This is a genomic window from Polaromonas sp. P3_A5 (assembly GCF_056403055.1).
The window spans coordinates 214,070-232,060 of record NZ_JBFUGF010000002.1 but is presented as its reverse complement, the minus strand read 5'-3'; the positions used below and the strand labels follow the sequence as shown (position 1 = coordinate 232,060).

General features: G+C 62.9%; 15 protein-coding genes and 1 riboswitch. Of the genes, 8 read left to right on the top strand and 7 right to left on the bottom strand.

Going from position 1 to position 17,991, the window contains the following annotated elements; genetic code table 11:
* Positions 1-42: 42 nt before the first annotated feature.
* Positions 43-618 (bottom strand): TetR/AcrR family transcriptional regulator, encoded by a 576-nt coding sequence (locus AC1DU8_RS18575; RefSeq protein ID WP_477702219.1) that lies wholly within the window; start codon positions 616-618, stop codon positions 43-45.
* A 106-nt stretch (positions 619-724) separates the two neighbouring features.
* Between AC1DU8_RS18575 and AC1DU8_RS18570 the strand changes: the two genes are divergently transcribed.
* Entirely contained in the window at positions 725-1,972 is a 1,248-nt protein-coding gene (locus AC1DU8_RS18570) for an MFS transporter (RefSeq protein ID WP_477666792.1), read from the top strand.
* Between the two features lie 115 nt (positions 1,973-2,087).
* Here the strand turns inward: AC1DU8_RS18570 and AC1DU8_RS18565 are convergent, their stop codons facing one another.
* Entirely contained in the window at positions 2,088-2,909 is an 822-nt protein-coding gene (locus AC1DU8_RS18565) for an HAD-IIB family hydrolase (RefSeq protein ID WP_477666791.1), read from the bottom strand.
* On the bottom strand, positions 2,906-3,337 hold the full coding sequence (locus tag AC1DU8_RS18560; RefSeq protein WP_457306586.1) for a DUF3592 domain-containing protein: 432 nt from the start codon (positions 3,335-3,337) through the stop codon (positions 2,906-2,908). Before AC1DU8_RS18560 ends, AC1DU8_RS18565 begins: the two co-directional genes overlap by 4 nt.
* Positions 3,338-3,788: 451 nt before the next feature.
* Positions 3,789-3,861: riboswitch (S-adenosyl-L-homocysteine riboswitch) on the top strand.
* Positions 3,862-3,964: 103 nt separating this feature from the next.
* On the opposite strand from AC1DU8_RS18560, the gene ahcY reads away from it, so the two are divergent.
* The 4 genes from ahcY (at position 3,965) to AC1DU8_RS18540 (ending at position 8,070) form a co-directional block, all read left to right on the top strand.
* The gene (ahcY, locus tag AC1DU8_RS18555; protein WP_457282886.1) at positions 3,965-5,395 is read left to right on the top strand and encodes an adenosylhomocysteinase; all 1,431 of its coding nucleotides are present in this window, start codon (positions 3,965-3,967) and stop codon (positions 5,393-5,395) included.
* 160 nt (positions 5,396-5,555) lie between these two features.
* The gene (locus AC1DU8_RS18550) at positions 5,556-6,590 is read left to right on the top strand and encodes a TlyA family RNA methyltransferase (protein ID WP_477666790.1); all 1,035 of its coding nucleotides are present in this window, start codon (positions 5,556-5,558) and stop codon (positions 6,588-6,590) included.
* 8 nt (positions 6,591-6,598) lie between these two features.
* Positions 6,599-7,435: a methylenetetrahydrofolate reductase [NAD(P)H] gene (metF, locus tag AC1DU8_RS18545; protein WP_457282888.1), complete on the top strand. Its 837-nt coding sequence runs from the start codon at positions 6,599-6,601 to the stop codon at positions 7,433-7,435.
* An 11-nt stretch (positions 7,436-7,446) separates the two neighbouring features.
* The gene (locus tag AC1DU8_RS18540) at positions 7,447-8,070 is read left to right on the top strand and encodes a septal ring lytic transglycosylase RlpA family protein (RefSeq protein ID WP_477689865.1); all 624 of its coding nucleotides are present in this window, start codon (positions 7,447-7,449) and stop codon (positions 8,068-8,070) included.
* Between the two features lie 27 nt (positions 8,071-8,097).
* On the opposite strand, the gene AC1DU8_RS18535 is transcribed toward AC1DU8_RS18540, so the two are convergent.
* The gene (locus AC1DU8_RS18535; RefSeq protein ID WP_457282890.1) at positions 8,098-8,568 is read right to left on the bottom strand and encodes a cupin domain-containing protein; all 471 of its coding nucleotides are present in this window, start codon (positions 8,566-8,568) and stop codon (positions 8,098-8,100) included.
* 522 nt (positions 8,569-9,090) lie between these two features.
* Between AC1DU8_RS18535 and AC1DU8_RS18530 the strand changes: the two genes are divergently transcribed.
* The 3 genes from AC1DU8_RS18530 to AC1DU8_RS18520 are packed head-to-tail and all read left to right on the top strand — an operon-like array spanning position 9,091 to position 12,276.
* Complete coding sequence (locus tag AC1DU8_RS18530; protein ID WP_477651344.1) at positions 9,091-9,747, top strand: GbsR/MarR family transcriptional regulator; 657 nt, start codon at positions 9,091-9,093, stop codon at positions 9,745-9,747.
* Between the two features lie 2 nt (positions 9,748-9,749).
* Positions 9,750-11,252 carry a cytochrome ubiquinol oxidase subunit I gene (locus AC1DU8_RS18525; RefSeq protein WP_477727125.1) on the top strand — a complete coding sequence of 501 codons (1,503 nt, stop codon included), beginning with the start codon at positions 9,750-9,752 and terminating at the stop codon, positions 11,250-11,252.
* Entirely contained in the window at positions 11,245-12,276 is a 1,032-nt protein-coding gene (locus AC1DU8_RS18520; RefSeq protein WP_457282893.1) for a cytochrome d ubiquinol oxidase subunit II, read from the top strand. Before AC1DU8_RS18525 ends, AC1DU8_RS18520 begins: the two co-directional genes overlap by 8 nt.
* Positions 12,277-12,574: 298 nt before the next feature.
* Here AC1DU8_RS18520 and AC1DU8_RS18515 read toward each other — a convergent pair whose 3' ends face one another.
* From AC1DU8_RS18515 to AC1DU8_RS18505, 3 genes are all read right to left on the bottom strand, one after another.
* A complete protein-coding gene (locus AC1DU8_RS18515) occupies positions 12,575-14,647 on the bottom strand; it encodes a protein kinase domain-containing protein (RefSeq protein WP_457282894.1) in 2,073 nt (690 codons plus the stop codon).
* Positions 14,644-16,560: a sensor histidine kinase gene (locus AC1DU8_RS18510; RefSeq protein ID WP_477727124.1), complete on the bottom strand. Its 1,917-nt coding sequence runs from the start codon at positions 16,558-16,560 to the stop codon at positions 14,644-14,646. Before AC1DU8_RS18510 ends, AC1DU8_RS18515 begins: the two co-directional genes overlap by 4 nt.
* Before the next feature lie 408 nt (positions 16,561-16,968).
* Entirely contained in the window at positions 16,969-17,967 is a 999-nt protein-coding gene (locus AC1DU8_RS18505; protein ID WP_477727123.1) for a 23S rRNA (adenine(2030)-N(6))-methyltransferase RlmJ, read from the bottom strand.
* Between the last annotated feature and the right edge of the window lie 24 nt (positions 17,968-17,991).

The following is a 17,991-nucleotide window of genomic DNA, read 5'->3' as shown; positions in this document are numbered from 1 at the left end:
CCCGGCGAAGCCGGTTCCGCGGCCTCCTGGGCTTCTTCGGGTCTATTTGCTGACCGGGTTTGCCAAGGCAAACAATTCGTCGGCTAACTGTTCCGCCAACGCGGGCTCGACGCCGGCGCCAAAAATCAAACGGTAAATGATGGGGGCCATCATGTGGTCCAGCACCTGCTGCACGGTGGGTGTGGCGTCGCCGCGGGCCTGGGCGCGTTTGACCAGAACCGTGGCTTCGTTGCGGCGGTTTTTCAGGCAATTGGTTTCTTCTGATCCCGCCAGCGCGGCCGCGGCCTTCAGCAGCGAGGCATTGCCCGGCTTGTTGAGGTGGTTGATCAGTTCTTTGGCCCAGGCCGTGAGTTCGGCTTTCAGGTCGCCCGTCTCAGGCAAGGGGCGGTTCGGGTCCAGCCGCTGCTGGGCGGTTTCGCCGAGCAGGCCGTTCACGTCGCCCCAGCGCCGGTAAATGCTGGAGGCGCTCACGCCGGCGCGCTCGGCCACGGCCGGCACAGTGACTTTATCGCGGCCCTCCTGGGCAATCAATTCTTCCAGCGCCTTGCGCACCACGATTTGCACCTGGGCGCTGCGTCCGCCGGGGCGTTTGTTCTGGGGCGTTTGGAGGGTGCTCATCAGGGCGAATTCTAGCCTAAAAGCAACGATATTTGCGTTAATTTTTGAACGGGTATAGAATTTGCAAACGCGAATAAATTAGCTTTAAGAAAGTTGAGCGTTCCCCATGGCTACCCCTGTTGCTCCCGCCAATCCCTCATTGCAGCCATCCCGCTCGACGGCGGCCCGCTGGCAACTGCCGCCCGCAGCCGCCTTCCCCCTGCTGGCGATCCTGTTGTTCGCGTTCTTCGTGGCGGGCAGTGCGCCGTCGCCGCTGTTTGTCGTCTTCCAGCAGCAGTGGGGCTTTTCCCCCGCGCTGCTGACAGTGGCGTTTGCGATTTACGCGATTGCGCTCCTGGCCTCGCTGCTGGTGGCCGGTTCGCTGTCTGACCACATAGGCCGCCGGCCCGTGGTGTTTACCGCTTTGTTGCTGCAGGCCGGCGCGATGCTGACCTTTTTGCTGGCCGAAGGCATAGGCGGCATCATCGCCGCGCGCATCGTGCAGGGCATCGCCACCGGCATGGTCGGCGGCGCGCTGACGGCGGCGGTGGTGGAAGCCGCCCCCGCCGCGCAGAAACGCCTGGGCGCGATGATCGGCAGCGTCTCGCCGCTGGCGGGCTTGGCCGTGGGCGCGTTGCTCACCGGTATCGCCGTCAAGTTCACCTTGCACCCGGTGCCGCTGGTGTTTGGCGTGCTGGTCGCCATCTGCGTGGTGGGTGCGGTGGCCACGCTGTTCTTGCCCGAAAGCGTCACGCCGCGCCCCGGCGCGCTGGCTTCGCTGGTGCCGCGCATCTCGGTGCCGGTGCAGGCGCGCGCCGAATTTGTGCGCGGCGTGCCGACAATGCTGGCGGTGTGGTCGCTTGCGGGCCTGTACCTGTCGCTGGTGCCTTCCGTGCTGCAGCAAATCTTTGGCATCCACGACGGCATCGTTAACGGCCTGGCCATTGCGGCCTTCTTCGGCCTGGGCGCTGCTTCGCCGACTTTGTTGAGGCGCTTTTCGCCCGTGCGCATGAGCGCCATCGGCATGAGCTTGCTCGCCGTGGGCGCAGGTCTGGTGGTCCTGTCGCTGGCCACCCGTTCCGTGGCGCTGTTTTTCGCGGGGACGGCGCTGGCCGGTTTCGGCGGCGGCTCGGCTTTCTCCGCGCAGGTGCAGACGCTGGCGCCGATGGCACAGCCGCACCAGCGGGCGGAGTTGTTTTCTGCGCTGTACGCCATCAGCTACCTGGCCTTCAGCGTGCCCGCCATGCTGGCAGGCCGCTTGATCGCACCGCTGGGATTGCCGGCCACGGTAGAGGGTTATGCTGCACTGGTTCTGGCGGTAGCGGCCCTCGGCGCCTGGCTGCGCTGGGGCTCGGTGCGCCGCCAATATAGCTAACCCCTGCTGACGCTCACTTCGTGTAGCGTCCCCTCCCCTTCAGGGGACGGTGCCTGCGGCCAGGCAAAGCCCGATCCGCGGCACCCGCTGAGGTAACGCGGGGCAGCTGCGGTTGTTAATCCAGTAAAGCGCGGACTACTTCAGTGAAGCCCGCGCCGCGCTCACCCCGCGTGACATAACGCGGCAGGTGCGCCAGCTGCGGCACAAAGCGCGCGATGTTGGCAACGCCCACGCTGTTGGCAAAGGTCTTGAACATTAATTGGTCGTTGGTCGAATCGCCCACATAGACCCATTGGTCCATCTCGGCGTCCAGGTCGCTCTGCCAGAGCTGCCGGACTATCCAGCGCGCGCCTTCGAGCTTGTTGTGGCTGCCATACCAGCCGTTGATGTGGATGCTGCTGACGGTGGCGTGCATGCCCTCGCTTTTCATCATTGCCACCACTGCGGCGATTTGCGCGTCGCTCAGTTGCACAAACTCACTGTGATCGATGGCGATGTCGGTTTCACGGCCCGGCGAGTCGGTGGCGCGGGTGATGCCCGGCATCTCGCGCTCGATGCGCGCCAGCACGGCCTGCATGCGGGCGAAGTTGGCAGCGCGTGTCGCGGAATCCTGTTGGTATATTTTTGATAGCTGATTGCGCAAGGCTGGTGCGGCTTGCGGGGCTTTTTTGTCTAAAACCTGCGCCGGCAGCAGCGCCACCGCACCGTTCTCCGCCACGATGGCATCGACCGGCCAGCTTGCCGCGAAGGGCTCACTCCAGCCTACGGGCCGCCCGGTGATGGCTACCACCTTGAGCCCGGCGGCATTCAACGCACCCAAAGCCTCCAGCGCATCGGCGGTGATCGCTCCCTCGGTGGTCAGTGTGTCGTCGATGTCGGTGAAGACGCCGGTGATCTGTGCGCGCTCGGTGAGCGCCCAGGATGTGAGGTCCTTCATCGTTGCTTTCTCAGTATCTCGATGCCCATCAGAACGGCAATGCCTGTGATCAACAAGCCCGCGATCCCCTGGATCCAATCGTTGAACCACAGTTCCCCGGGCTCGAGCACCGCTTCGGAGGCATTTTCGGGATCGTAGCGCACGGCCACCGTGTCGCCTTTCTTGAACGCAGCCTCGAATAGCTCGGACTCTTCCTTCGAAAGGCAGCTGTCCGCCGCGCGCACACGTTGGCCGGTGAAGGTTCGGCCCTGCACCTTGTAGCTATAGGTGGCAAGCTGCTCATAGCAACTGGCTCGCTTGTCGGACGTGGCCTTCACGCTGGACGAAAGTATTTGCGCGCTGCCTGTTTCCCAATCGAGGGTTTGCAAGGCCCGGTATGCCTTTGATGCGAAGCTGGCGCTCATTCCCGCACCCATGATCAGGAACAAGGCACAGTAGACGGGCGCCAGACGGGGGTACATCAGGCCGCCCCGAAACCTGGATGCCCTACGGAAGAGGGGCGAAAGTGGCGGGCTGCGGACTCTTGCATGGTGAAATTCTCGCATGGTGTGGGCCCCCACGGTCGCTCACTGCGTGTAGCTCCCTGCCCCCTCGAGGGGGCCGCCCGCCTGCGGCCCGGCAAAGCCGAAAAATTGGCACACCCCTATCGGGCTCACTGTGTGTAGCCCTTTTCCCCTTGCAGGGGACTGAGCCTGCGGCCCGGCAAAGCCGGTTCCGCGGCCCATGCGGGTTGAAGCGCTCTTTGGGCGCGATCGGTGATGGCGTATTTCACCAGCGGGGGCCGAGGGTCCGGCTTCGCCGGCCCCAGGCGCCGCCCCCTTGAGGGGGGAGCAGGCTACACGAAGTGAGCCTGAACGGGGGAGTTCGGTATAATCGTGGCTTCCTGAGGAGCGTTGCAAGCCACACCATGTGGACCAGGCTCAGGACTTCATTGCAACCACGCTCACCCGCAAGTGCTCTCTCAAGCCGGGTGAATGACTGAATTCCCCCGCTGTTTCGAAAGCGCCTTGCCCGTGGCGATTTTGCCCAGTTGACGTTTGAATTTGGAGAACCGTATGAGCGCCGTCCTGAAACCTTCCACCGACTACACCATTGCCGATATTTCGCTTGCCGCCTGGGGCCGCAAGGAACTGAACATCGCGCAAACCGAAATGCCTGGCCTGATGGCCATCCGCGAAGAATTCGCGAAGGCGCAGCCGCTGAAGGGCGCGCGCATCACCGGTTCGCTGCACATGACGATCCAGACCGGCGTGCTGATCGAAACCCTGCAAGCCCTGGGCGCTGAAGTGCGCTGGGCTTCGTGCAATATTTTCTCGACACAAGACCACGCCGCCGCCGCGATCGCCGCCGCCGGCACGCCGGTGTTCGCCATCAAGGGCGAAACCCTGGCCGATTACTGGGACTACACCCACAAGATCTTCGAATTCAGCGGCGCCAAGGGCACGCCTGAAGAAGGTCCCAACATGATCCTGGACGACGGCGGCGACGCGACGCTGCTGATGCACCTGGGCACCAAGGCCGAAAAAGACGCGAGCCTCATTTCCAAGCCCGGCAGCGAAGAAGAAATCTGCCTGTTCAATTCGATCAAGGCCAAGCTGGCGCAAGACCCGACCTGGTACAGCCGCCGCCTGAAAAACATCATCGGCGTGACTGAAGAAACCACCACCGGCGTGTTGCGTTTGAATGAAATGTCGGCCAAGGGCACGCTGGCCTTGCGCGCCATCAACGTGAACGATTCCGTCACCAAGAGCAAGTTCGACAACCTGTACGGCTGCCGCGAATCCCTGGTTGACGCGATCAAGCGCGCCACCGACGTGATGGTCGCCGGCAAGGTCGCACTCGTGGCCGGTTACGGCGACGTGGGCAAGGGCTCCGCACAAGCCTTGCGCGCACTGAGCGCCCAGGTGTGGGTGACCGAGATCGACCCCATCAACGCCCTGCAGGCCGCGATGGAAGGTTACAAGGTCGTGACCATGGAATACGCTGCCGACAAGGCTGACATTTTTGTGTCCGCCACCGGCAACAAGAACGTCATCACTTATGAGCACATGGCGAAGATGAAAGACCAGGCCATCGTCTGCAACATCGGCCATTTCGACAACGAGATCGACGTCGCATCGCTCGAAAAATGCACCTGGGAAGAGATCAAGCCGCAAGTCGACCACGTGATCTTCCCGGACGGCAAGCGCATCATCCTGCTGGCCAAGGGCCGCCTCGTGAACCTGGGTTGCGGCACCGGCCACCCGAGCTTCGTGATGTCGTCGAGCTTTGCGAACCAGACCATCGCGCAGATCGAGCTCTTCACCAAGAAAGATGCGTACGAAGTGGGCAAGGTTTATGTGTTGCCCAAGCATCTTGACGAAAAGGTTGCCCGTTTGCACCTGAAGAAGGTTGGCGCTGTGCTGACTGAACTGAGCGACGAGCAGGCTGCGTACATCGGTGTCTCTAAAGCCGGCCCGTACAAGGCCAACACCTATCGCTACTGATTTTTCCTGGCTACTGCGCGACCCGATAGCGGCGTTGCGGGTCCCGATCAGGCAATCCTCATGCACCTCAAGTGCATTCCGGTTGCCTGGCGCCCGCGCCTTGCTCTCGGGCCGCTCGCTACGCCCTTAAGGCTGTTGCTGGAATACCGGAAGACACTACATGCGCGCTGACCTATTCCTCGTCGAACACGGCCATGCCGCCACCCGCTCGCAGGCCCAGCGCCTGATCGCTTCGGGGGTGCAGTGGCGTCCTGAAGCCGACGCTGCCTGGAAGAAGGTCGCCAAGAACGGCGACGAGATTCCGCCCGGCGCTGAGCTGCAGTTGCTGGACACCACCGAAGCCAAGTACATCTCGCGCGGCGGGCTCAAGCTCGAAGGCGCGCTGAAAGCTACCGGCCTGAAGGTGGATGGCTTGCGCTGCCTTGACGTGGGCCAGTCCACCGGCGGCTTTACCGACTGCCTGCTGCAGCACGGCGCCATGCAGGTGGTGGGCGTCGATGTGGGCCATGGCCAGCTGCACGCCAGCCTGCGTGAAGACCCGCGTGTGGTTTGCGTCGAGGGTCTGAATGCCCGTTCCATGACCGCCGCCGACCTGGTGGCCGGCCATGCAGGCGACAGCGGCGACATGGATTTTCCGGATGACTTCGATGGCGATGGGGATGACGCCGACCTGGACGAAGCGAGCCTGGCCGCAGAAGCCAACTTCGACTTCCTGACGGGTGATTTGTCCTTCATCTCGCTCACGCTGGTGTTGCCCGCCGTGGTTCGCCTGCTCAAGCCCGGCGGCGACCTGCTCATGCTGGTCAAGCCGCAGTTTGAATTGCAGCCCGGCCAGATCGGCAAGGGTGGCATTGTGCGTGACCCGGCGCATTTCGAGTTTGTCGAAAAGCGCTTGCGCGATGCCTGCGCATCGCTGGGGCTGGAAGTGAAAGCCTGGCTGGCGTCGCCGATTGAAGGCGGCGACGGCAACCGCGAATTTTTTATCCAGGCTGTCAAGGGCCAGGACGTGGCGGGCGAAGACCAGCCGCTGCCGGCCGCACCGCAGCGCAAGATTGCCAAGCGCGTGCCACGCAGCGAAATGCGCGCCTCCCGCGCGCCGCACGAAGACTCCGAACTTGCGCATGCCGGCCAGCCTGGCCCTGCGCGTGGCAAGCGGCGTGACAGCAAAACCGACACGACAAATAACGACGAGTGAGATCCGTGATGAGCCTGAATCTTCCCCTCAGTTTTGAATTCTTCCCGCCCAAGACACCTGAAGGCGCCGAGAAGCTGCGTGTGGCGCGCCAGGCGCTCTATGCGCACAAGCCCGAGTTTTGCTCGGTGACGTTTGGCGCGGGTGGTTCCACGCAAGACGGCACTTTCGGCACGGTGAACGAAATCCTGGCCGAAGGCGTGGCGGCGGCCTGCCATTTCTCGTGCGTGGGCGCCACCAAGGCCACGGTGCGCCAGCAGCTCACCACCTTGCAAATCATGGGTGTGAAACGCCTGGTCGCCCTGCGCGGTGACCTGCCCAGCGGCTACGGCGCGGGCGGTGAGTTCCACTACGCCAGCGACCTGGTGGCCTTCATCCGCGCTGAAACCGGCGACACTTTCCACATCGAAGTGGCCGCTTACCCGGAAATCCATCCCCAGGCCAGATCGGCCGATGCCGACTTGCAGGCCTTTGTGCAAAAGGTCAAGGCCGGCGCCAACTCGGCCATCACACAGTATTTTTTCAACGCCGACGCCTACTACCGTTTTGTCGACGACGCGCAGGCTCTGGGTGTGGACGTGCCCATCGTGCCCGGCATCATGCCCATCACCAGCTCTACGCAACTCATGCGCTTTTCCGATGCCTGCGGCGCCGAGATTCCGCGCTGGATCCGCCTGCGCCTGCAGGGCTTTGGCGACGACACCGCGTCCATCAAGAGCTTCGGCCTGGACGTAATCACCGGCCTGTGCGAGCAGCTCTACGCCGCAGGCGTGCCCGGCATTCATTTCTACACGATGAACCAGGCCGCAGCGACGACCGAAATCATCGGGCGACTGCAGCGCGCCTGAGGCTACACGCCATGCAGCAGGGTGCACGCCGGTCTGCCGTCACCCTCAGTGCTGCGGTGCTGCTGGCCTTGCTGGCCGCATGCACCACGCCGCCACCCAACAAGCCATCCACCGTGCCGGGTGCTGCTGCACCGGCGCCGCGTCCTTCACGTCCCGCCACCGATGCATCACCCGCGACCGGTGAGATAGCCGACGAGGTGCCGCCTTCTGCCGCTGCACCCAGGCCGTCGCTGCTGGCCGGCGAAGTGCCCCGCGAATTCCAGCGCGGCCAGGCTTCCTGGTACGGCCCGCGTTTTAACGGCCGGCGCACCGCCAGCGGAGAACGCTTTGACATGCAGGAGTTCACCGCTGCGCACCGCACGCTGCCTTTTGGCACCATGGTGCGTGTGCACAGCCTGGTCAACGGCCGTGATGTGGACGTCCGCATCACCGACCGCGGACCCTACAGCGGCAACCGCATCATCGACCTGAGCCGCGCCGCGGCGGAAGAGCTCGGCATGTTGGGCATGGGGCTGAAGGAAGTTGTGCTGCTGGTGCCGGAGTCCACACCGGAGGTCGCGACGACACCCGCGCCTGCGGTCCGGAAGCGCCCGCCTGCAAGGCGGCGCCCAGCGGCGCCGCGTACGCCGCGCTAAATCGCCCCGCTGACGAGGCGCGTTCGCTCAGTTCACAAAAGTCACGTCGTCCCTGGCCTGCGGCGGGATCTTGATGGCCAGCGCCTTGACGGGCCCGCTGGTCACCAGCGTGCCGCCGTGTGCCGTGCCTTTGGGAATGATGATCAGCGTGCCCGGCTTGAACTCCTTGCGCTCGCCGCCCAGCCACATGGCACCGCTGCCTTCGATGATGTACTGGATCTCGTCGGTTTTCGGGTGAATGTGTTTGGCCACATTGCCGGACTGAATGCCGATGGTGGCGTTGTCGGTGATGACCAGCCCTTTCGCATTCATTTCAGGGTTTGGGGTGCCGGGAATGTCGCCGTGCTTGAGCGCCGCAAGGTCAATCATCGCCGGCGCCAGGGGCACGGCCTGCGCATGCGCATCGGGCAGGGCGTGCTGGGCCAGCGGCGACAGCGCAATCCCGGCCACAAAGGCAACGGTGACGGAAAAGCCGAGGACGGTGGTGGTGTGGCGCATGGAATCCTTTTTGTGGGGTGTTGTGTATGGGCGGGCCAGTATGCCCATGTTGCGACGGGCTTGCCAATAGCGGTGACCCGACCCGGCAACCGGTCGTTTCGTTTCAGCGCAAATCCCGCTGGCACAGCTTGGGTTGTATGTTGGGGTGCTATATATTTGATAGCTTATTGCGCTTGTCTGTATTGGCCTGAAGGCTGTTTTCATGCTGAAAATAGCCTTGAAACCGGCGAAAAACAGCTTTAGCTCGCACATGAACGTTTGCGGGGCCGCTTTTGACGCTGTTTTGGGGCTTTTTCACGCATGAGATTGGCCTCTAGCCCAATAGATACAAGCGCAAGCAGCTACGAATTCGATAGCAACCTGCCGGCACAAACTGGTGTCGGGTCAGGTCAGCGTTCGACGGCTACACCCGATTTCACCCGGCTGCACACAAGGTCAATCCAGCCGCCAGCGCAAACTGCTTCAATTTATTAGAATTTCAGTAATTCCTGAAAATTCAATAAACCAAAGAGGCCCCGCGCCATGAACCTTGCCCCCTTAACCCAGCGATTTGTCCTCCATTTCGGTGAAATGGGCAGCCGTTGGGGCATTAACCGGACTGTTGGGCAGATTTATGCCTTGCTGTACGTCTCGCCACGGGCCCTGAATGCCGACGAAATCGGCGAGGCGCTGGCGTTTTCGCGCTCCAACGTCAGCATGGGGCTGAAGGAATTGCAGTCGTGGAACCTGGTGCGGCTGCAGCACCTGCCGAACGACAGGCGCGAGTATTTCAGTGCGCCGGAAGACGTCTGGGCCATCTTCCGCACACTGGCCGAGGAACGCCGCAAGCGCGAGATTGACCCGACGCTTTCCATGCTGCGCGATGCGCTGATGGAACACCCGGCCAACCAGGACGACATTCACGCCCAGGCGCGCATGAAGCAGATGCACGATTTGATCGAGCTGATGACGGGCTGGCTGGCCGATGTGCAGAAGATGGACTCGGCCACGCTGATGAGCCTGATGAAGATGGGCGCCAAGGTGCAGAAGCTGCTGGAGGTCAAAGACAAGGTCGCCAGCAGCATGAAGGCCGGTTTGACAGGCCGCACCGCATCCAGCAAAGTGGCGGCGAAGCCTTCCGGCGAGCTTCCCGGCCCAGCAGCACCCGCTGCCAACCTTCCCGACGAAAACAGGAGTTGATGATGGACGGTTTAGACGCATTCCTGTTGGCCCGCATCCAGTTCGCGGCCAACATTACCTTCCACATCCTGTTTCCCACCATCAGCATTTCACTGGGCTGGGTGCTGTTGTATTTCAAGCTGCGCTTCGTCAAGACCAAAGCGCAATACTGGATGGACGCCTACCAGTTCTGGGTAAAAATTTTCGCGCTGACCTTTGCCCTCGGTGTGGTCAGCGGCATCACCATGAGCTTCCAGTTCGGCACCAACTGGCCGGGCTACATGCAGAAAGTGGGCAACATCGCCGGGCCGCTGCTGGCCTACGAAGTGCTGACGGCCTTCTTTCTGGAGGCCACCATGCTGGGCGTGATGCTGTTTGCGCGTGAACGCGTGAGCGAAACCATGCACACCATCGCCACGCTGCTGGTGGCGGGCGGCACCACGCTGTCGGCTTTCTGGATATTGGCGCTCAACTCCTGGATGCAGACGCCGGCGGGTTTTGAAATGATCAACGGCCAGGCGCATGTGACGAGCTGGTTCGAGGTGATCTTCAACCCGTCCTTTCCTTACCGCCTCACGCACATGCTGCTGGCGTCGGGGCTGACGGTGGCATTTCTGGTGGCGGGTGTTTCGGCCTACCGCTGGCTGCGTGATGACCGCGGCGCCGAAGTCATGGCCGGCCTGAAGACGGGCATCTACATGGCTGCGATGCTGATTCCGCTGCAGATCGTCGCGGGCGATCAGCACGGCCTGAACACGATGGAACACCAGCCGGCCAAGCTGGCCGCCATGGAAGGCATCTGGAAGACCGAAAAAGGCGTGCCCGCGATTCTGTTCGCATTGCCGGACGAAAAGGCCAAGGCCAACCACTACGAAATCGCAATTCCCAAGCTGGCCTCGCTCTACCTCACCCATTCGCTGGACGGCGAAGTCAAGGGCCTGGACCAGTTTGAAGGCAAGCACCCGCCGGTGGCGCCGGTGTTCTGGGCCTTTCGCATCATGGTCGGGGTGGGCGTTCTGATGCTGCTGGTCAGCTGGGCCAGCGTGCTGCAACTCGCCCCATGGAAGAAACAGGCCCCCACGCTCCCCGCTTCGCGTGGGTCGCTGCCCCCCGAGGGGGCTGGCCTTGCTTGGGGCGGCCCGGCGCTGGCGGCCGTGTCCCCGGCGCGCACGCTCACGGTGTGGCATGCCCGCGTGCTGGTGGCCATGACCTTTTCCGGCTGGATCGCGTTGGTCGCCGGCTGGTATGTGACCGAAATCGGCCGGCAGCCCTGGCTGGTGACGGGTGTGCTGACGGCAGCCGATGCCGCCTCAAAAGTGCCGGCGCCACGCATTGCGTTGACGCTGACGCTCTACCTCGCGCTGTATGCGGTGCTGCTGGTGTCTTATGTGTCGGTGGTCTTCTACCTCGCGCGGCACAGGAAACATGCGGACAAACCGTTCGGCGATGACAGCACCGCCGGTGAGCCCGAGAAGGACCTCAACGTCGTGAACTACCCCGAAAAAGAAGGAGCTCCCCATGCTTGACCTTGCCCCTGACCTGACGCAAGCCGCCGGCTGGATGCCCATCGTCTTCCTGGTGGTGATGGGCCTGGCCATGCTGGCCTATGTGATTCTTGACGGCTACGACCTGGGCGTGGGCGTGTTAATGCGCACCGCCGGCGATGACGACAAGGACACCATGATCGCCAGCATCGGCCCCTTCTGGGATGCCAACGAAACCTGGCTGGTGCTGGGCGTAGGCATCTTGCTCACGGTGTTTCCGTTGGCGCATGGCGTCATCCTGGGTGCGCTGTATTTGCCTGTGGCGTTCATGCTCATCGGCCTCACGCTGCGCGGTGTGGCCTTTGACTTCCGCGTGAAGGCGCGCGCCAGCCACAAGCCGCTGTGGAACCGCATGTTCTACACCGGCTCGCTGCTGGCAAGCTGGTCACAGGGTTACATGCTGGGCTCGCTGATCACCGGTTTTGCGGCGACCTGGTGGACCATCGTCTTCAACGCGGTCATCGGCGCGGCGCTGGTCGCGGCGTATTGCCTGCTCGGCGCCGGCTGGCTCATCATCAAATCCGAAGGCGAATTGCAACTGCAAGCCGTGCGCTGGGCCAGGCGCAGCCTCCTGTTCACTGTGATCGGCATCGGCGCCATCTCGGTGGCCACACCGCTGGTGAGCCAGAGCATTTTCGACAAATGGTTTTCGTTTCCGAACATCGTGCTGCTGCTGCCAATCCCGGCGGCCACGGCGGTGCTGTTTGGCGTGATTTTCCGCAGCCTGCAGCGCCTGCCGGTGCGGCTGGCACAAGGCAATGAATACGGCGCATGGGTACCTTTTGGTGCGACGGTGGGTGTGTTTTTGCTGGCCTTCTACGGCCTGGCCTACAGCCTCTTTCCGTGGCTGGTGATCGACAAGCTGACGATCTGGCAGTCGGCCAGCGCGCCCGAGGCCATGGGCGTGATCCTGGCCGGCGCAGCGGTGGTGCTGCCGATGATCATCGGCTACACCGTGTTCGCTTACCGTGTGTTCTGGGGCAAGAGCACTGCATTGAAGTATTAGCCCCACGGTCGCTCACTGCGTGTAGCTCCCTGCCCCCAAGGGGCCGCTGCGCCTGCGGCCCGGCAAAGCCGAAAAATGGGCACACCCCTATCGGGCTCACTGCGTGTAGCCCTTTTCCCCTTGCAGGGGACAGTGCCTGCGGCCCGGCAAAGCCGGTTCCGCGGCCCCTGCTGAGTTAAAGAGTTCTTTGGGCATTACCAGTGGGGGCCGAGGGTCCGGCTTTGCCGGCCCCAGGCGCCGCCCCCTGGAAGGGGGAACAGGCCACACGAAGTGAGCCTGGACGGGGGTGGGCCTTTTTTCACAGGCTGATTTCAGGTGCGGGCGCAATACTTTCCAGTTCGAGCAGAAAGGCTTCGGCTGATTCGTAGCGGTGCTCGGGGCTTTTGGCCATCAGCTTGTTGACGACGCCTTGCAATTCCGCATGCACTTCGGGAAGTGCGGGGGTATCGGCATTCAGGTGTTTGGCCAGCAGCAGCTCGAGCGATTCGGCAACGTAGGGCCTGCGGTTGGCCAGCATTTCGAACAGCATCACACCCAGGCTGTAGAGGTCGGACTGCGCCGTCACTTTGCGACCGGTGGCCTGCTCGGGGCTCATGTAGTAGGGCGTTCCCACGACGTCGCCGTGGTGGGTTTGGGTCAGGCCCATGCTGGGGGCCTGCAGCATGGATTTGGCGATGCCGAAGTCGGCCAGCGCCACGCTGCCGTCGGCGCGCAGCATGACGTTTTCAGGTTTGATGTCGCGGTGGACAATGCCGTGCGCATGGATGGCCGACAGCGCCTGGGCGACCTCGCGCGCCACCGTCAGCGCCTGCGAGCGGGCCAGGTCGGGCCCGAACAGGCTGCGCAGGTCACCGCGTTCGAAGTACTCCATCGCGATGTAGGCGTGCTCGTCGGTGAATCCCTGGTCGTAGATCTTGATCACGTGCGGATGGTCGATCTTGCAGAGCAGGGCGTATTCCTGGATGAAGCGCACCAGGTGTTCCGAGGCTTCCTTGCCCCGAGAGTCCAGCACTTTGAGCACGATCGGCAGGCCGTCGGATTCACGTTCGCTCAGGTAGACCTCGGTCATGCCGCCGGCGCCGATCTTGCGCGTGATGCGGTAGCCTTTGAGGCGTACCGCCTCGCTGCTGGCGTCAAAGCGCAGGTCTTTCAGCGCCGAGAGCTTGGCGTCCAGCGCGCCCTTGACCGCGCGTGCGGTGATGTCCGAATTGGCGCGCACGGCGTCGCTGATCTCGCTGGCGCGCTCGGTCAGGCTGGCCATGCCATGGATCTTGTCGTCCATGGTGGTGATGAGACCCGTGACCTCGGCCACATCGATGGCGAGGTTGCGCCCGGGCAGCGAGAGCGAGGTGTGGATGCCGGTCTGGATGCCGGTGCCGGCTTCGCCGAGCGTCTGCTCGCTGGCCATCACTGTCCAGCCCTTTTCTTCGGTGGCGTCTTCCAGCCGCGAGGCCAGGGTCACGGTTTCGCCCACGGGCGTGAGTTCCTTGGTCTGCTGCGTGCCGAGCTGGCACAGCGTGACGGCGCCGCTGTGGATGCCGATGCCCATGGCAAACGGCGGCAGCGCGCGGCCGCCGAAGCGCTGCTCCAGCCAGTCGCGGAATTCGTGCGTGGCCAGTGCCATGGCAAGGGCCGCAGAAATAGCGCGGCGCGGGGCCGGCAGCGGCGAACCGGTGAGGGTGTCGACAAACACCGCCATCAGCCCATCGCCGACAAACTTGATGTGCCGACCACTGTTTTTCAGTACCGGTTCGGAGATACGTTCAAAATATTCGGTGAGCAGTTGCGACACTTCCGCAGCATTGAGTTTTTCAGCCAGCGAGGTGAAATTGCGGATGCTGGCCACCAGCACAGTGGCATTGGCCAGTTCCTCGGTTTGCGCGCTGGCCGGAATATCAACCGGTACGCTGTCGGGACGGCTGCCGCTGATGCGGCTGGCAAAAGCTGCGCGCAGGCGTTCTTCGCCGGCGGCAACACCCGAGTCGATGGCTTCACGCACCCGTGCTTTTTTCTTCAGCTGTGCATTGACGGCGTCGAGCAGTTCTGCGCGGCTGAAGGGTTTTGACAAATAATCGTCGGCGCCGGCCGTCATGCCGCGGCGCATGCTCTCCCGGTCGTCCAGCGCGGTCAGCAACATGAAGGGGGTGTTGACCAGCAGCGGGTCGGCGCGCACGGCTGCCAGCAGTTCAAAGCCGTTCATGCCGGGCATGCCGACGTCGGAGACGATCAGGTCGGGGCGGCTTGCGCGGGCCTGCTCCAGGCCTTGCCGGCCATCTGCGGCCGCGGCCGTTTCAAAACCTTCAAGTTTGAGCAGCCGCACGATGTTGCTGCGGATGGCGTCGTCGTCCTCAACGATCAGGATCAGGGTCATGGGGTTCCTTGAGAAATGGGCAGGCTGATCGTGAACTGTGTGCCCGTTCCCGGCATGCTTGCCACCTCGATTTTGCCGTGATGCAGGTCAACGGCGTGTTTGACAATGGCCAGGCCCAGTCCGGAACCCTGGCGGTTGCCTACATTGGAGCCGCGGTGAAAGCTCTCGAACAGGCGCGGCAGGTCCGAGGGCGGAATGCCGATGCCTTCGTCACTGACGCGCAGGATCAGGTGGTCCCCGGACTCGTCCTGCCGGCGGTCCAGCGTGAGCACCACCACACTGCCGGCGGGCGAATATTTGCAGGCGTTGGCCAGCAGGTTGCTGGCAATGTGCCGGACCAGCCGTTCGTCGAGCATGACCAGCTGTGAAAAAGCGTCGTGGCCGATAGGGGCTTCAAATTCAATCGCATGCTGGCCGGCGTCGCTGGTGTGCATTTCGGTCACGAGCTTGCGGCACAGCGCCGCGATATCCAGCGGTTTCAGGTTGAGCTTGAGTTTGCCGGCGTCGGCCTGCCCGACGGTGAGCATGTCTTCAAGCATGCCCTGCATGCGTTTGACCGCGATCACCAGGTCGGCCATGATGTCCTGGCGCTCGCGGTGCGTGATTTTTTCGCCGTAGTGTTCGATCAACTCTGCGGACGAAAGAATCGTGGCAAGCGGCGTGCGGAATTCATGCGAGGCCATCGACACAAAGCGCGTTTTCAGCTCACCCAGCTCGCGTTCGCGCGCCAGGGCCCGCCGGGCTTCTTCGTCGGCTACCTTGCGCCGAGTGATGTCCACGTAAGTCCACACGGAGCCTTCTTGCGGGCGGTTGCGGTCGAGCGCCGAGCCGTCAAGCTGAACCCAGATAAGCTCGCCGCTTTTGCGGCGCATGCGCGTTTCCAGCGAGAACGATCCGGTTTGCGCGATCTGCGCGTAGGCGAGTTCGCCGGTGCGTTCGAAGTCCTCGTCACTGGGATAGTGAACGCGCGTCTCCTTGCCCAGCAGCTCGGCCGGGCTGTAGCCGAGCATGGCGGCCAGCGTGCGGTTCAGCCACTGGTGGCGCCGGCTTTTGAGGAAGGTGACGCCGACGGCGGTGGTTTCGAGGATGGCTTCGCGCTGCGTCAGCGCGGTCTTGAGTTCTTCGTCCAGCCGGCGGCGCTCGCTGATGTCGGACATGAGCACGAGCAGAGCAGGTTCGCCGTCCCATTCAATGCGCGTGCCGTAGATGCTGGCCCATCCGGTGCGCAGGTCCGGCGCCATGGTCTCGCGCGGTGGCGTGATGAAGCGGGCCTCGTAGGCGCTGACCATGGTGCCTGACTGCATGAGCTCGCGCTGGCGTTGCACCATGCCGCGGTCGTCGGGATGGATCAGGTGCATGGACGGCAGCCCGGTGAGCGTCAGGCCGAACATGGCCTGGGCGCTGGTATTGGAAAAGCGCACGATGCCTTTTTGCACCACCAGGATCACGTCGTTGACGTTTTCCACGACCGCCCGGTAGCGCTCGGCGGCTGATCGGGTCAGGGCCTCGAGTCTTTTGCGCTCGGTGACATCTTTCAGGAAAAAAAGGTCCGCCGGCGCACCTTCCCAGTCCACCAGCACGCCATTGATTTCCACCCAGGAAATCGTGCCGTCGTCGCGCTGGAATCTCGCCTCAAAAGCCGGGACGACGTTGCCGGCGGCGCGCAGCTTGTGCTTGCCGGAAACAAAGTTGCGGTCTTCCGGATGGATGAACTCGATCATGGGCCGGTCGGCCATGGTGCCGACCTCTGTACCCAGCAAGGCCAGGCACGGCGGATTGGCAAAGCGCAGCAGGCCTTCCTGCCCGACGCAGATGTTTTCGGTTGCGAGGTCCACCATCGTCTGGTAGCGCGCCAGCGATGCACGAAGCTCCTGGGTGCGAAGCGCAACCCGGCGCTCGATTTCACTTTCCATGTCCTCTGGCGTGCCCATCGCCATCCCGCTTGCTGAGTCGGCGTTGATTCCCTTTTCCGCCGGTCTGGCCGTTTTCCCACGCACGCGCGGTCCACGGCCCGGCGTATCCGGGGCGGCGGATGGGAGAGCTTGAGCCTGGACGGGCATGTTAGTGGTGGAGCACCGAGGGAGCGGGGAGAGCCAAGAGGAAAGGAAGAAAAGAAAGCGGAAATCAGGACACAGGAAGCAGGGGAAACACGGCGGGACAATGGAGGCGCAGACTTTGGGAAAGTTTACGGGGCAACCTTGCCACAACTCACTGCGGCGGTAAAGACAGGAAAGTCTGGGCGCACAACACAGCCAACCTGGCATAACCGGCTGGCGGTGCCGGCTGCCATGCTCCCCTTGCAGGGCGTCGTCCTGAAAGTCCTAGCCGCCATGCTCCAGCGTGAAGCCGGCATTGCGGTCTTGCCCCAGCAGGGCCACCATTTGCGGCAAGGCCGCTTGCAGCTCTGCCTTGAGGGTGTGGGGCGGGTTGATGACAAACATGCCGCTGGCAGGAAGGCCTGGCCGCACCACGTCACCGGCGGTATCTGTTGTTAATTTGCTCGATTTCACCGTTAAAGCGGCATTCAGCCAGCTTCGGCTGGCTTTCACGGCCAGCGTCTTGAGCTTGCGGGGCAAGTCATGGGCTTCCGGCCGCGGAATGATGGGGTACCAGACGACATAGGTGCCAGTGGCGAAGCGCTTGACGGCGTCTGCCATGCAGGCCGACACACGCGCATAGTCGCTTTTCATTTCATAGCTGGGGTCACACAGCACCATCGCCCGGCGGGCGGGTGGCGGCAAAAAGGTTTTCAGCGCTTCAAAGCCGTCTTCGCGCGAAACCGCCACCTGGCGGCCGACACCCAACTGTTCAATGTTGCCGGAAAGCGACTTGAAATCGGTCGGATGCAATTCAAACAACTTGAGCTTGTCGCGCCCGCTCAGGAATTGCTGCTCGATGAAAGGGGAGCCCGGATAGATCTTCAGGTGCGCGATGTCGCCGCTTTCGGCGAATTGCGGGTTCAGGCCGCGCAGCAGGTCGATGTAGTCCTGCAGGGCAGGCGCCCAGCCGCCTGCGGCAGGTTTGGTGGTGGCGGGTTTTGCTATGGTTTTAGGAGCTGCTTGCGCGCGCTGTGCTTGGGTTGGAGCCGGTTTTGCCTGGGAAACAGGTTGGGAAAGCAGTCTGAAAATGCCCTCTTGAGCTTCCCCGCTGGTTTCGGTGTAATCTCCGTCAAGCCGGTACAGGCCCGCGCCTGCATGCGTGTCGATCACGGTCAGCGCCGTGTCTTTCTGGGTCAAATACTTCATCAACGCGATCAGCGTGGTGTGCTTGAGCACGTCGGCGTGGTTGCCTGCGTGGAAGGCGTGGCGATAGGAAAACATGGGTCTATCCTACCTTCTTGCATG

Excerpts from the sequence above, each read along its gene's own strand:
- AC1DU8_RS18575 (WP_477702219.1), bottom strand. The coding sequence starts at position 618 with ATGAGCACCCTCCAAACGCCCCAGAACAAACGCCCCGGCGGACGCAGC.
- AC1DU8_RS18570 (WP_477666792.1), top strand. The coding sequence starts at position 725 with ATGGCTACCCCTGTTGCTCCCGCCAATCCCTCATTGCAGCCATCCCGC.
- AC1DU8_RS18565 (WP_477666791.1), bottom strand. The coding sequence starts at position 2,909 with ATGAAGGACCTCACATCCTGGGCGCTCACCGAGCGCGCACAGATCACC.
- ahcY (WP_457282886.1), top strand. The coding sequence starts at position 3,965 with ATGAGCGCCGTCCTGAAACCTTCCACCGACTACACCATTGCCGATATT.
- AC1DU8_RS18550 (WP_477666790.1), top strand. The coding sequence starts at position 5,556 with ATGCGCGCTGACCTATTCCTCGTCGAACACGGCCATGCCGCCACCCGC.
- metF (WP_457282888.1), top strand. The coding sequence starts at position 6,599 with ATGAGCCTGAATCTTCCCCTCAGTTTTGAATTCTTCCCGCCCAAGACA.
- AC1DU8_RS18540 (WP_477689865.1), top strand. The coding sequence starts at position 7,447 with ATGCAGCAGGGTGCACGCCGGTCTGCCGTCACCCTCAGTGCTGCGGTG.
- AC1DU8_RS18535 (WP_457282890.1), bottom strand. The coding sequence starts at position 8,568 with ATGCGCCACACCACCACCGTCCTCGGCTTTTCCGTCACCGTTGCCTTT.
- AC1DU8_RS18530 (WP_477651344.1), top strand. The coding sequence starts at position 9,091 with ATGAACCTTGCCCCCTTAACCCAGCGATTTGTCCTCCATTTCGGTGAA.
- AC1DU8_RS18525 (WP_477727125.1), top strand. The coding sequence starts at position 9,750 with ATGGACGGTTTAGACGCATTCCTGTTGGCCCGCATCCAGTTCGCGGCC.
- AC1DU8_RS18520 (WP_457282893.1), top strand. The coding sequence starts at position 11,245 with ATGCTTGACCTTGCCCCTGACCTGACGCAAGCCGCCGGCTGGATGCCC.
- AC1DU8_RS18515 (WP_457282894.1), bottom strand. The coding sequence starts at position 14,647 with ATGACCCTGATCCTGATCGTTGAGGACGACGACGCCATCCGCAGCAAC.
- AC1DU8_RS18510 (WP_477727124.1), bottom strand. The coding sequence starts at position 16,560 with ATGGAAAGTGAAATCGAGCGCCGGGTTGCGCTTCGCACCCAGGAGCTT.
- AC1DU8_RS18505 (WP_477727123.1), bottom strand. The coding sequence starts at position 17,967 with ATGTTTTCCTATCGCCACGCCTTCCACGCAGGCAACCACGCCGACGTG.